The 13,066-nt window shown below is 59.4% G+C and carries 10 protein-coding genes; 1 reads left to right on the top strand and 9 read right to left on the bottom strand.

Translation table 11 applies throughout. The features are described from left to right. Positions 1–110: 110 nt before the first annotated feature. From odhB to sdhC, 6 genes are all read right to left on the bottom strand, one after another. A complete protein-coding gene (odhB, locus tag FGE05_RS24565; protein WP_139649035.1) occupies positions 111–1,334 on the bottom strand; it encodes a 2-oxoglutarate dehydrogenase complex dihydrolipoyllysine-residue succinyltransferase in 1,224 nt (407 codons plus the stop codon). A gap of 42 nt (positions 1,335–1,376) precedes the next feature. Further along, positions 1,377–4,208, bottom strand: coding sequence for a 2-oxoglutarate dehydrogenase E1 component (locus FGE05_RS24560; RefSeq protein ID WP_041024949.1), 2,832 nt, complete (start codon positions 4,206–4,208; stop codon positions 1,377–1,379). Positions 4,209–4,469: 261 nt separating this feature from the next. Continuing rightward, positions 4,470–5,174: a succinate dehydrogenase iron-sulfur subunit gene (locus FGE05_RS24555; protein ID WP_024780617.1), complete on the bottom strand. Its 705-nt coding sequence runs from the start codon at positions 5,172–5,174 to the stop codon at positions 4,470–4,472. 11 nt (positions 5,175–5,185) lie between these two features. Further along, positions 5,186–6,958 (bottom strand): succinate dehydrogenase flavoprotein subunit, encoded by a 1,773-nt coding sequence (sdhA, locus tag FGE05_RS24550; RefSeq protein ID WP_024780618.1) that lies wholly within the window; start codon positions 6,956–6,958, stop codon positions 5,186–5,188. Positions 6,959–6,961: 3 nt separating this feature from the next. Further along, positions 6,962–7,330, bottom strand: a complete 369-nt coding sequence (sdhD, locus tag FGE05_RS24545) for a succinate dehydrogenase, hydrophobic membrane anchor protein (RefSeq protein ID WP_090324185.1) — start codon at positions 7,328–7,330, stop codon at positions 6,962–6,964. Further along, on the bottom strand, positions 7,324–7,710 hold the full coding sequence (gene sdhC / locus FGE05_RS24540) for a succinate dehydrogenase, cytochrome b556 subunit (RefSeq protein WP_172679607.1): 387 nt from the start codon (positions 7,708–7,710) through the stop codon (positions 7,324–7,326). The genes sdhD and sdhC overlap by 7 nt, the downstream gene beginning before the upstream one ends. Before the next feature lie 351 nt (positions 7,711–8,061). Here sdhC and gltA point away from each other — a divergent pair, with 351 nt between their 5' ends. Then, a complete protein-coding gene (gene gltA / locus FGE05_RS24535; RefSeq protein WP_041024952.1) occupies positions 8,062–9,351 on the top strand; it encodes a citrate synthase in 1,290 nt (429 codons plus the stop codon). A gap of 272 nt (positions 9,352–9,623) precedes the next feature. Here gltA and FGE05_RS24530 read toward each other — a convergent pair whose 3' ends face one another. The 3 genes from FGE05_RS24530 to FGE05_RS24520 form a co-directional block, all read right to left on the bottom strand. Continuing rightward, positions 9,624–11,282 carry a cation acetate symporter gene (locus FGE05_RS24530; protein ID WP_139649033.1) on the bottom strand — a complete coding sequence of 553 codons (1,659 nt, stop codon included), beginning with the start codon at positions 11,280–11,282 and terminating at the stop codon, positions 9,624–9,626. After that, the gene (locus tag FGE05_RS24525) at positions 11,279–11,590 is read right to left on the bottom strand and encodes a DUF485 domain-containing protein (RefSeq protein ID WP_139649032.1); all 312 of its coding nucleotides are present in this window, start codon (positions 11,588–11,590) and stop codon (positions 11,279–11,281) included. Before FGE05_RS24525 ends, FGE05_RS24530 begins: the two co-directional genes overlap by 4 nt. Positions 11,591–11,915: 325 nt before the next feature. Further along, positions 11,916–12,770 (bottom strand): glycine betaine ABC transporter substrate-binding protein, encoded by an 855-nt coding sequence (locus FGE05_RS24520; RefSeq protein ID WP_041024955.1) that lies wholly within the window; start codon positions 12,768–12,770, stop codon positions 11,916–11,918. Between the last annotated feature and the right edge of the window lie 296 nt (positions 12,771–13,066).

The raw sequence follows: 13,066 nt of genomic DNA, 5'->3' as shown, positions 1-13,066 counted from the left end.
GAGTCATTCCTTCTCGAATCAAACCGGACGGTCACTTGTGGAGACCGCCGTGGGACGAAACCGGTTGTTTCAGCAAAGGGCCGATCGACAGACCGGCCCTCGCGGCGATATCAGATATCCAGCAGCAGACGAGCCGGATCTTCCAGCAGGTTCTTGATGGTCACCAGGAACGTCACGGCTTCTTTACCATCGATCAGGCGGTGATCGTAGGACAGGGCCAGGTACATCATCGGGCGAATCACAACCTGACCGTTGATCGCCATCGGACGCTGCAGAATGTTGTGCATGCCCAGGATCGCCGCTTGTGGCGGGTTGACGATCGGCGTCGACATCATCGAACCGAATGTACCACCGTTGGTGATGGTGAACGTACCGCCGGTCATCTCTTCGATGGACAGCTTGCCGTCACGGGCCTTCTTGCCGAAGGTGGCGATGCCGCCTTCGATTTCGGCCAGGCTCATCAGTTCGGCGTTACGCAGGACCGGAACCACCAGGCCACGGTCGCTGGAAACCGCAACACCGATGTCGGCATAGCCGTGGTAGACGATGTCGGAACCGTCGATCGACGCGTTGACGGCCGGGAAGCGTTTCAGCGCTTCGGTGGCAGCCTTGACGAAGAACGACATGAAGCCCAGGCGTACGCCATTGTGGGACTTCTCGAACAGGTCCTTGTACTTCGAACGCAGGGCCATGACTTCGGTCATGTCGACTTCGTTGAAGGTGGTCAGCATCGCCATGTTCGACTGGGCTTCGACCAGACGCTCGGCAACCTTGGCACGCAGGCGAGTCATCGGTACGCGTTTTTCAACGCGATCACCGGCAGCGAACACCGGTGCCGAAGCGGCCGGTGCGGCTGGCTTGGCAGGTGCGGCGGCTGGAGCGGCTTTCTTGGCGGCCACGGCGGCAACGACGTCTTCCTTGGTCACACGACCACCCTTGCCGGTGCCGGCAACGGAAGCGATGTTGATGCCGTTTTCTTCGGCGATCTTGCGGGCAGCCGGCGCAGCGACTGGATCGTCTTCGCCATCGGCAGCCGGAGCGGCGGCCTGGGCAGCGGCAGGTGCAGCAGCAGCGGCCGGAGCAGCGGCGGCAGCACCACCTTCAACGATCGAGCCCAGCACTTCGTCGGACAGAACAGTGTCGCCTTCGTTCTTGACGATCGCGCCCAGCACGCCGTCGGCGGTCGCCAGGACTTCCAGCACGACCTTGTCGGTCTCGATGTCGACGATCAGCTCGTCACGCTTGACGGCCTCGCCCGGTTTTTTGTGCCAGGTGGCAACGGTGCCATCGGCAACCGATTCCGGGAAAGTGGGGGCTTTGATCTCGATAGCCATTATCTGTGGTTCCTTAAATTCGGTTTCAGGTGCGCGAAGGCATTAAACGGTGAAGGCATCTTGCAGCAGTTGTTCCTGCTGCTCGGCGTGCATCGATGCGTAACCACAAGCAGGTGCAGCAGAAGCGTCACGACCGGCGTATTCCAGGCCCAGGGCCTTGTTATGGTTGCCGATGCTGCGACGCAGGTGATGCTGGCTGCTGTACCACGCGCCCTGGTTCATCGGTTCTTCCTGACACCACACCACGTCGGTGAGATTGGTGTAAGGCGCGATGGCCTCCATCAGGTCTTCTTCCGGGAACGGGTAAAGCTGCTCGATACGCACGATGGCGATGTCTTCGCGGCCTTCGGCACGACGTTTTTCCAGCAGGTCGTAGTAGACCTTGCCGCTGCACAGGATCAGGCGAGTCACCTTGGCCGCGTCCAGTGTATCGATCTCGGAAATAACGGTCTGGAACGAGCCTTCGGCCAGATCCTCGAGCGTGGAGATCGCCAGCTTGTGGCGCAGCAACGACTTCGGCGTCAGCACGATCAGCGGCTTGCGCAGCGGACGGATGACCTGACGACGCAGCAGGTGGTAGATCTGAGCCGGGGTCGTCGGTACGCAGACCTGGACGTTGTGCTCGGCGCACAGTTGCAGGTAACGCTCCAGACGTGCCGAGGAGTGCTCCGGCCCCTGCCCTTCATAACCGTGTGGCAGCAGCATGGTCAGGCCGCACAGACGACCCCACTTGTGCTCGCCGCTGGTGATGAACTGGTCGACCACCACCTGGGCACCGTTGGCGAAGTCGCCGAACTGGGCTTCCCAGATCACCAGCGCATTCGGCTCGGTGGTGGAGTAGCCATATTCGAACGCCAGGACGGCTTCCTCGGACAGCAGCGAATCGTACAGGTCGAAACGTGGCTGGCCTTTGTACAGGTGTTGCAGCGGGATGTAGGTGCTGGCGTCTTTCTGGTTGTGCAGCGCCGCGTGGCGGTGCGAGAAAGTGCCGCGACCTACGTCCTGGCCGGTGATGCGGATCGGGTGACCTTCGAACGCCAGGGTCGCGTACGCCATGGTTTCGGCGTAACCCCAGTTGATCGGCAGGCCGCCGGCTTGCATCTTCTGACGGTCTTCGTAGATCTTCGCGACCTGGCGCTGGACCACGAAACCTTCCGGAATTTCCAGCAGCTTGGCGGACAGTTCCTGAAGGGTCTTGAGGTCGAAACGCGTGTCGTGACGAGCGGTCCAGGCGTGGCCCAGGTATGGACGCCAGTCCACGAACAGCTCTTTGTTCGGCTCTTTGACCAGGCTTTTTACAACGTGCAGGCCATTGTCCAGGGCGTTGCGATATTCATCGACTTTTTCCTGGACGCGCTCGGCATTCAGCACGCCGCTCTGGGTCAGACGCTCGGCATACAGCTCACGGGTAGTGCGCTGCTTGGCGATCTGCTGGTACATCAGAGGCTGGGTGCCGCTTGGCTCGTCGGCTTCGTTGTGGCCGCGACGACGGTAGCAGACCAGGTCGATCACCACGTCACGCTTGTACTGCATGCGGTAGTCGATGGCCAGCTGGGTCACGAACAGCACGGCTTCCGGATCATCGCCATTCACATGGAGGATCGGCGCCTGGATCATCTTCGCCACGTCGGTCGCGTACTCGGTGGAGCGCGAGTCCAACGGGTTGCTGATGGTGAAACCAACCTGGTTGTTGATGACGATGTGCACCGTACCGCCGGTCTTGAAACCGCGGGTCTGGGACATCTGGAAGGTTTCCATGACCACGCCCTGACCGGCGAATGCCGCGTCACCGTGGATGGAGATCGGCAGTACCTTCTCGCCGGTCGGGTCGTTGCGACGATCCTGACGGGCGCGAACCGAACCTTCGACCACCGGGGAAACGATTTCCAGGTGGGACGGGTTGAACGCCATGGCCAGGTGGACTTCGCCACCGGTGGTCATCACGTTGGACGAGAAGCCCTGGTGGTATTTAACGTCACCGGAACCCAGCTCGACCTTCTTCTTGCCTTCGAATTCGTCGAACAGCTCGCGCGGGTTCTTGCCGAAGGTGTTGACCAGCACGTTGAGACGGCCACGGTGGGCCATGCCGATGACCACTTCCTTGGTGCCGTACGAACCGGAACGCTGGATCAGCTCGTCCAGCATCGGAATCAGGCTCTCGCCGCCTTCCAGGCCGAAACGCTTGGTGCCCGGGTATTTGGTTCCCAGGTACTTTTCCAGGCCTTCACCGGCAGTGACGCGCTCGAGCAGGTGGCTCTTGATGTCGGCGGAGTACGTCGGACGGCCACGAACGCTTTCCAGACGCTGCTGGAACCACTGGCGTTGCTCGGAATCGGTGATGTGCGTGAACTCAGCGCCAATGGTGCGGCAATATGTCTGCTGCAACGCTTCGTGAATTTCACGTAGGCTCGCTTCCTCTTTGCCGATGAACAGGTCGCCGGCACGGAAGGTCGTATCAAGATCGGCATTGGTCAAGCCGTAGTGAGTGATCGACAGGTCTGCAGGTGCAGGACGCTGCCACAGCCCCAGCGGGTCCAGCTGGGCTGCCTGGTGGCCTCGCATCCTGTAGGCCTGGATCAGTCGCAGTACTTCAACTTGCTTCTTCTCGTGTTCGCTGCTCACGCTGCCGGCGGAGACCGGTTGAGCGCGGCGCTGGTTCTTTGCCAGCAGCACGAAATGATCGCGAATCGTCGAGTGCGAAACATCGGTGGCAGAGTTACCGTCAGCTGGCAACTTCTGAAAATAGGTGCGCCATTCTTCTGGCACAGCGTTAGGGTCGTGCAGGTAGAGCTCGTAGAGCTCTTCCACATAGGCAGCGTTACCACCGGAGAGGTGGGCACTGTTCCACATGCGCTGCATCACGCTTTCTTGCATGCTTGGTCACCCTCGATTAGGGGAACACCATCGGCGAAAACACCGAGCAAACTTGCAGAAGTCCGAGTGCAGCGACTAAAACAAGCCACTTAGGATCACGCTGATAGTCCGGGTACCAGCCCGGATGCCCCTGCTTGTCTCATTTCTTCAAAATAAGAACCGCCGCTTTGTAAGCGGCTGTTCTGGTTATGCTACGACGCGGGTTGAAGCCCGCGCCTTAGCCTCTACGGGTACAGCGGTTCTACGGGTACAGCAGCTGAATCACACGCCGCTTTGCAGCAGCATGTTACGTACGTGACCGATGGCCTTAGTCGGGTTCAGGCCTTTCGGGCAGACGTTGACGCAGTTCATGATCCCGCGGCAGCGGAATACGCTGAACGGGTCATCCAGTGCGGCCAGACGCTCGGACGTCTTGGTGTCACGGCTGTCTGCCAGGAAGCGGTACGCTTGCAGCAGGGCGGCCGGGCCCAGGAACTTGTCCGGGTTCCACCAGAAGGATGGGCACGAGGTCGAGCAGCAAGCGCACAGGATGCACTCGTACAGACCGTCGAGCTTCTCACGCTCTTCCGGGGACTGCAGACGCTCGATGGCCGGAGCCGGCGTGTCGTTCTGCAGGAATGGCTTCACCTTCTCGTATTGCTTGTAGAAGATGCTCATATCGACGACCAGGTCACGAATAACCGGCAAACCTGGCAGCGGACGAACAATCAGCTTGTTGCCCTTTACAACGGCCGACAGTGGCGTGATGCAGGCCAGGCCGTTCTTGCCGTTGATGTTCATGCCATCGGAGCCGCAAACGCCCTCGCGGCAGGAACGACGATAGGAGAAACCTTCGTCCTGCTCTTTGATCAGGGCCAGCACGTCCAGCACCATCAGGTCTTTACCACCGGTATCGACCTGGAAATCCTGCATGAACGGCGCAGCGTCCTGATCAGGGTTGTAGCGATAAACACTGACTTGCAACATGGCGGTCACCCTTAATAAGTCCGGACTTTAGGTTCGAAAGTCGGAACAGTCTTCGGCGAGAAGTTCACGGCACGCTTGGCGACGCGTTTTTCACCCGGGAAGTACAGCGTGTGGCACAGCCAGTTTTCGTCGTCACGGTCTTCATAGTCTTCGCGGGCGTGGGCACCACGGGACTCTTTACGCACTTCTGCGGCGATGGCGGTAGCTTCGGCCACTTCCAGCAGGTTCTGCAGTTCCAGCGCTTCGATACGAGCGGTGTTGAACGCCTGTGACTTATCGTTGATCTTCACATTGGCAATTCGTTCACGCAGTTCTGCCAGCTGGGCAATACCCTTCTGCATGTATTCGCCGGTACGGAATACACCGAAGTAGTTCTGCATGCAGCTTTGCAGCTCGCGACGCAGGGTGGCCACGTCTTCGCCATCGGTACGGTTGTTCAGGGCGTTCAGGCGCGACAAGGCCGCATTGATGTCAGCTTCGGTAGCGTCGTCGTATTCGATGCCATCGCTCAGCGCCTTCTCCAGGTGCAGGCCAGCGGCACGACCGAAGACCACCAGGTCGAGCAGCGAGTTGCCGCCCAGACGGTTCGCACCGTGAACCGATACGCACGCCACTTCACCCACTGCGAACAGGCCAGGGATGATTTCGTCCACGCCTTCGGCGTTCTGGGTGATTGCCTGGCCATGGATGTTGGTGGGAACGCCGCCCATCATATAGTGGCAGGTTGGAACCACTGGAACCGGCGCAACGACCGGGTCGACGTGAGCGAAAGTCTTCGACAGTTCGCAGATGCCTGGCAGACGGCTGTGCAGCACTTCCTCGCCCAGGTGGTCGAGCTTGAGCATCACGTGGTCGCCATTCGGGCCACAGCCGTTACCGGCGATGATTTCCTTGACCATCGAACGCGCTACGACGTCACGACCGGCAAGGTCCTTGGCGTTCGGAGCATAACGCTCCATGAAACGCTCGCCGTGCTTGTTGATCAGGTAACCGCCTTCACCGCGGCAACCTTCGGTAACCAGTACACCGGCGCCGGCGATGCCGGTCGGGTGGAACTGCCACATTTCGATGTCTTGTACCGGCACGCCAGCACGCAGGGCCATGCCGACGCCGTCACCGGTGTTGATCAGGGCGTTGGTGGTGGAAGCATAGATACGACCTGCACCGCCGGTCGCCAGTACGGTGGCTTTCGAGCGGATGTAGGTGGTTTCGCCGGTTTCGATGCAGATCGCGATCACACCGACGAAGGCGCCGTCCTGGTTCTTCACCAGGTCTACGGCGTAGTACTCGTTCAGGAACGTGGTACCGGCTTTCAGGTTGCCCTGGTACAGGGTGTGCAGCAGCGCGTGACCGGTACGGTCGGATGCCGCGCAGGTGCGTGCAGCCTGGCCGCCCTTGCCGTAGTCCTTGGACTGACCACCGAACGGACGCTGGTAGATACGGCCGGTTTCGGTACGGGAGAACGGCAGGCCCATGTGGTCCAGCTCGAACACTGCAGCCGGACCTTCCTGACACATGTATTCGATAGCGTCCTGGTCACCGATGTAGTCGGAACCCTTGACGGTATCGTACATGTGCCAGCGCCAGTCGTCGTTCGGGTCGGCCGAAGCGATGGCGCAGGTGATGCCGCCCTGGGCGGAAACAGTGTGCGAACGGGTCGGGAAGACCTTGGTGATCACGGCAGTCTTGTGACCGCCCTGGGCCAGTTGCAGCGCTGCGCGCATGCCGGCACCGCCGCCACCAACAATGATGGCGTCGAAAGAAATCGTTGGAATGTTAGCCATGGATCAGATACCCCAGAGAATCTGCACGCCCCAGACGAAGTAAGCGAACATCGCAACGCCGCATACTGCCTGGAAGAGGAAACGTACGGCAGTCGCCGACTTGCCGAACGCCATCGGCGTCAGGTAGTCGGTAGCGATGGTCCACATGCCGACCCAGGCGTGAGCGCCCAGTGCGACAAGGGCCAGCAGACTGAAGATACGCATCCAGTTGTTTGCGAACAGCTCATGCCATTGGGCATAGCCAAGGCCTGGGTGGGCGACGACATATCCGATCAGGAAAATGAAATAAGCCGCGAGAACGACCGCAGACACACGCTGCGCCATCCAGTCATAGAGGCCCGAACGCGAGAGGTTCGTGACGTTGGTTACCATATCCAGACTCCTGCCAGAACGATTACCACCACGGAAACGGCGATAACGATTTTCGAGCCCAGCTTGCCGCCTTCCAGCGTCTCACCGATGCCCATATCCATGATCAAGTGGCGCACACCGGCAACCAGGTGATACAGCAAGGCGGACAGGATGCCCCAAATCACTAGCTTGGCTAGCGGACTGGTCAGACACGCCTTCACCTGACCGAAGCCTTCTTCCGAGTCGAGCGACTTGTCCAATGCATAAAGCATGATGGCCAGGCTGACAAAGAGGATGACACCGGAAATACGGTGAAGAATGGACGTGTAAGCAGTGACTGGGAGTTTGATGGTCCTTAGGTCTAGGTTTACAGGTCGTTGGCTTTTCACGGCTTTTTTCACACTGAAGAGCCCCTAAGAATCAGGGCAAAGTTGTTGCGGCGCGCACTGGTCAGGTACTCACCACCCAGGGAGTGACGACCCCCAGCGAAGCTGGCCCAAAAGCCCCTGGCGGTCGGCTGCCGAGTATAGACAGTTAGGTTACTAATGACAACGCGTTCACCTTCCACTGATGGCGCATTGCACAACAGCGGCAAAAGGCGTAAACGGCAGGTAATTTCGAGGAAAAAGTCCGGTTAAAGCCTTCTGGAGCAAGACTTTAGGCAAATTGACATTCGGATTTATCTCACTATAGTGGTGCGGGCCCTGCGTGGGGGGTCTGTCTGATGATTCCAAGCATTAATAGGAGGCCACATGGCTGACAAAAAAGCGCAGTTGATCATCGAGGGCGCAGCCCCCGTCGAGCTGCCCATTTTAACCGGCACCGTTGGTCCCGATGTAATCGACGTTCGCGGCCTGACGGCCACGGGCCGCTTCACCTTCGACCCAGGGTTCATGTCGACCGCTTCGTGCGAGTCGAAGATCACCTACATCGACGGCGACAACGGCATCCTGCTGCACCGCGGCTACCCGATCGAGCAACTGGCTGAAAAATCGGACTACCTGGAAACCTGCTACCTGCTGCTCAACGGCGAGCTTCCGACCGCAGAACAAAAGGCCCAGTTCGTCAGCACCGTGAAAAACCACACCATGGTTCACGAGCAGCTGAAGTCCTTCTTCAACGGCTTCCGTCGCGATGCCCACCCGATGGCCGTCATGTGCGGCGTTGTCGGCGCCCTCTCGGCCTTCTACCACGACTCCCTGGACATCAATAACCCCCAGCATCGCGAAATCTCCGCGGTCCGCCTGGTGGCGAAGATGCCGACCCTGGCGGCGATGGTCTACAAGTACTCCATGGGCCAACCCATGATGTACCCGCGCAACGACCTGTCGTACGCGGAAAACTTCCTGCACATGATGTTCAACACCCCGTGCGAGATCAAACCGATCAGCCCGGTGCTCGCCAAGGCCATGGACCGGATCTTCATCCTCCATGCCGACCACGAGCAGAACGCCTCCACGTCCACCGTGCGCCTGGCCGGTTCGTCGGGTGCCAACCCGTTCGCCTGTATCGCCGCCGGTATCGCGGCACTCTGGGGCCCGGCCCACGGCGGTGCCAACGAAGCGGTACTGACCATGCTCGATGAAATCGGCGATGTCTCGAACATCGACAAGTTCATCGCCAAGGCCAAGGACAAGAACGATCCGTTCAAGCTGATGGGCTTCGGTCACCGGGTCTACAAGAACCGCGACCCACGCGCCACCGTCATGAAGCAGACCTGCGACGAAGTGCTCAAGGAACTGGGGATCAAGAACGATCCGCAACTCGAACTTGCCATGCGCCTGGAAGAGATCGCCCTGACCGATCCGTACTTCATCGAACGCTCGCTGTACCCGAACGTCGACTTCTACTCGGGGATCATCCTCAAGGCGATCGGCATTCCAACCAGCATGTTCACCGTGATCTTCGCCCTGGCGCGGACCGTCGGCTGGATCTCCCACTGGAAGGAAATGCTCTCCAGCCCGTACAAGATCGGCCGCCCACGCCAGCTGTACACCGGCTACGAGTCGCGTGACATCACCAAGCTGGAAGATCGCAAGTAAGTCCTTGCCATAACAACCTCCAGCTTCACTGAACGGCCCCCGCTTCTTATATACAAGAGCGGGGGCCGTTTTGCTTGCCCCCCCCCCCCTTTAGTGACCATTTTGACGCCATCGCGAGCAGGCTCGCTCCCACATTGGAATGCGGTCAGCTGTGGGAGCGAGCCTGCTCGCGATGGCGCCAGACCTGACCCCCCTTTCTTCCGGGCACAAAAAAATACCCCAGCCTCTCGACCGGGGTATTTCTTCAAACGCTACGCTTGCTACTTACCGCATCAGTGATTAACCGCCCCACTCGCCCCCAGTCCAGTCTGCGAACGCACGAACTGCGGGAAGAACAGCGCCCGCTCGTTCTCGGCTTCAGCCGACTTGTCGGTGATGGAGAAGAACCAGATACCGACGAAGGCAATGGCCATCGAGAACAGCGCAGGGTACTCATACGGGTAGATCGGCTTCTCGTGACCCATGATCTGTACCCAGATGGTTGGGCCGAGGATCATCAGGCCCACGGCGCTGACCAGGCCCAGCCAGCCGCCAATCATGGCGCCGCGGGTAGTCAGTTTCTTCCAGTACATCGAAAGCAGCAGCACCGGGAAGTTGCAGCTCGCCGCGATGGAGAACGCCAGGCCCACCATGAACGCGATGTTCTGCTTCTCGAACAGGATGCCCAGGCCGATCGCCAGCACCGCCAGAGCGATGGTGGTGATCTTCGAGACACGGATCTCATCCTTCTCGTTGGCCTTGCCTTTCTTGATCACACTGGCATACAAGTCATGGGACACCGCCGAGGCACCGGCCAGGGTCAGGCCTGCCACAACCGCCAGGATGGTGGCGAACGCCACGGCCGAGATGAAGCCCAGGAACACACTGCCACCCACAGCGTTGGCCAGGTGCACCGCCGCCATGTTGTTACCGCCCAGCAAGGCACCTGCCGCGTCCTTGAAGGCCGGGTTGGTGCTGACCAGCAGGATCGCGCCAAAGCCGATGATGAAGGTCAGGATGTAGAAGTAACCGATGAAACCAGTGGCGTACAGCACGCTCTTGCGCGCTTCCTTGGCGTCACTCACGGTGAAGAAGCGCATCAGGATGTGTGGCAGGCCAGCGGTACCGAACATCAGCGCCAGGCCCAGAGAGAAGGCCGAGACCGGATCCTTCACCAGACCGCCAGGGCTCATGATCGCCTCGCCTTTAGGGTGAACCTTGACCGCCTCGGCAAACAGCATGTTGAAGTCGAAGTTGACGTGCTTCATGACCATCAGCGCCATGAACGAAGCACCGGACAGCAACAGCACTGCCTTGATGATCTGTACCCAGGTGGTCGCCAGCATGCCGCCGAACAGCACATAAAGGCACATCAGGATACCCACCAGCACCACCGCAACGTGGTAGTCCAGGCCGAACAGCAGCTGGATCAGCTTGCCAGCGCCGACCATCTGTGCGATCAGGTAGAACGCCACCACTACCAGCGAACCGCTGGCAGACAAGGTACGGATCTGCTTTTGCCCCAGGCGATAGGACGCCACGTCGGCAAAGGTGTATTTACCCAGGTTACGCAGGCGCTCGGCGATCAGGAACAGAATGATCGGCCAGCCCACCAGGAAGCCGATGGAGTAGATCAGGCCGTCATAGCCGGAAGCGAACACCAGCGCGGAAATCCCCAGGAAGGACGCCGCGGACATGTAGTCACCGGCGATGGCCAGGCCGTTCTGGAAACCGGTGATCCGCCCACCCGCCGCATAGTAGTCGCTGGCCGACTTGCTCCGCTTGGACGCCCAGTAGGTGATGCACAGGGTCAAGCCGACAAACGCCACGAACATGATAATGGCAGAGACGTTGAGGGGTTGTTTCTCCACGGCCCCGGTCAGGGCCTCAGCCGCCCAGGCACCCGGGGCGAACGCTGCGATGCTCAATAGAGCCAGTAGACGCCGGATCATTGTTGAGCCTCCTTGAGAATCGCATTGTTCAGCTCATCGAACTCGCCGTTGGCGCGTCGCACGTAGATAGCGGTCAGGACGAACGCCGAGACAATCAGGCCGACACCGATGGGAATACCCCAGGTGATCGTCGACTCGGGCGTGATCTTGGCCCCGAGAACGTGCGGCCCGTAGGCGATCAGAAGAATGAATCCGGAGTACAGCCCTAGCATGATCGCCGAAAGAATCCAGGCGAACCTTTCTCTTTTTCTCACCAGCTCCTTGAAGCGCGGGCTGTTTTGAATCGAGAGGTAAATGCTGTCGTTCATTGTTTTTATCCTCGCAGCACAATTTAAGATGGAACGACTCTACTCTATGCGGCTCAAGGCGAGGTTCCAGACGACCTTAGTATTAGAACGACATGACGGTTTTGCCAATTTTCAGCAAAAACTATCGCCACCGCCTCTCCCTTGTGGGAGCGAGCCCGCTCGCGATGGCGATGTCATGTTCAACACTGATGCAGGCAGGTACACCGCTATCGCGAGCAGGCTCGCTCCCACAGGGGGTCAGTGCAAGCCCTGAGCATTATGCGAGCATAAAAAAACCGCATGACACGACGTCATGCGGTTTCTGGAGATTGTTAGATCAGGCAGATTACTTGCCAGTCCACTCCTTCACGCGGTCCGGGTGCTTGGCGACCCAGTCCTTGGCAGCAGCTTCAGGTTTGGCGCCTTCCTGGATAGCCAGCATGACTTCGCCGATTTCGTCTTTCGACGACCATTGGAATTTCTTCAGGAATTCAGCCACTTCCGGCGCCTTGGTCGCCAGTTCCTTGCTGCCGATGCTGTTCACGGTTTCAGCTGCGCCATAGACGCCTTTCGGGTCTTCCAGGAAGCGCAGTTTCCACTTGGCGAACATCCAGTGCGGCACCCAACCGGTGACGGCGATGGATTCGTTCTTTTTCTCGGCACGGGTCAGCTCGGCAATCATGCCGGCGCCGGAACTGGCCTTGAGTTGATAGCCGGTCAGGTCGTAGTCCTTGATCGCCTGTTCGGTCTTGAGCATCACGCCTGAACCGGCGTCGATGCCAACAATGCGGTTCTTGAAGCTTTCATCGGTCTTCAGATCAGCCACGGACTGAGCCTTGACGTACTCCGGCACGATCAGGCCAATCTTCGCATCTTTGAAGTTGGGGCCATAATCGACCACCTGATCCTTGTTCTTCGCCCAGTAATCGCCGTGAGTCACCGGCAACCAGGCCGAGAGCATGGCATCGAGCTTGCCGGTGGCCACGCCCTGCCACATGATCCCGGTCGCCACCGCTTGCAGTTTCACGTCATAGCCAAGCTTCTGCTGGATGACTTCCGCCGCTACGTGAGTCGTCGCGACGCTGTCGGACCAGCCGTCAACGTAGCCGATGCTCAGGGTTTTGGTTTCGGCGCTGGCCAGTGTGGAGCTGATCGCCAGTACCAGTGCGGCACCTGCGCCCATGAGTCGTCGCATCTTCATCGTGTACTTCCCCGAAAGTGCTGCGCCCGACGAATGCCGAGCGACGTCAACGTGTTGTTATGGTGCTCAGCGCCCCCATCACGCTCGCCTGCCAAGCCAGTTCGAACATCAGTGGAGTACTGATGCAACGATCATCAACCTGCGACGATCTGGAACCTGATCTGTTAGCGACATCGAAACAGCGAGGAGCGACATCAGAACGCCATCCACGACAAGTGTAGGCAACTAGCCACCAACCACCCACACCGTGTATCGTCCCGTTGCTGCCGACCCCCGACTCAAACCTGTTTCGTGCC

The sequence above is a fragment of the Pseudomonas sp. ICMP22404 genome, from assembly GCF_006227205.1.
Classification (GTDB): Bacteria; Pseudomonadota; Gammaproteobacteria; order Pseudomonadales; family Pseudomonadaceae; genus Aquipseudomonas.
The sequence above is the reverse complement of the archived record's forward strand: the minus strand, read 5'-3'. Positions and strand labels throughout refer to the sequence as shown.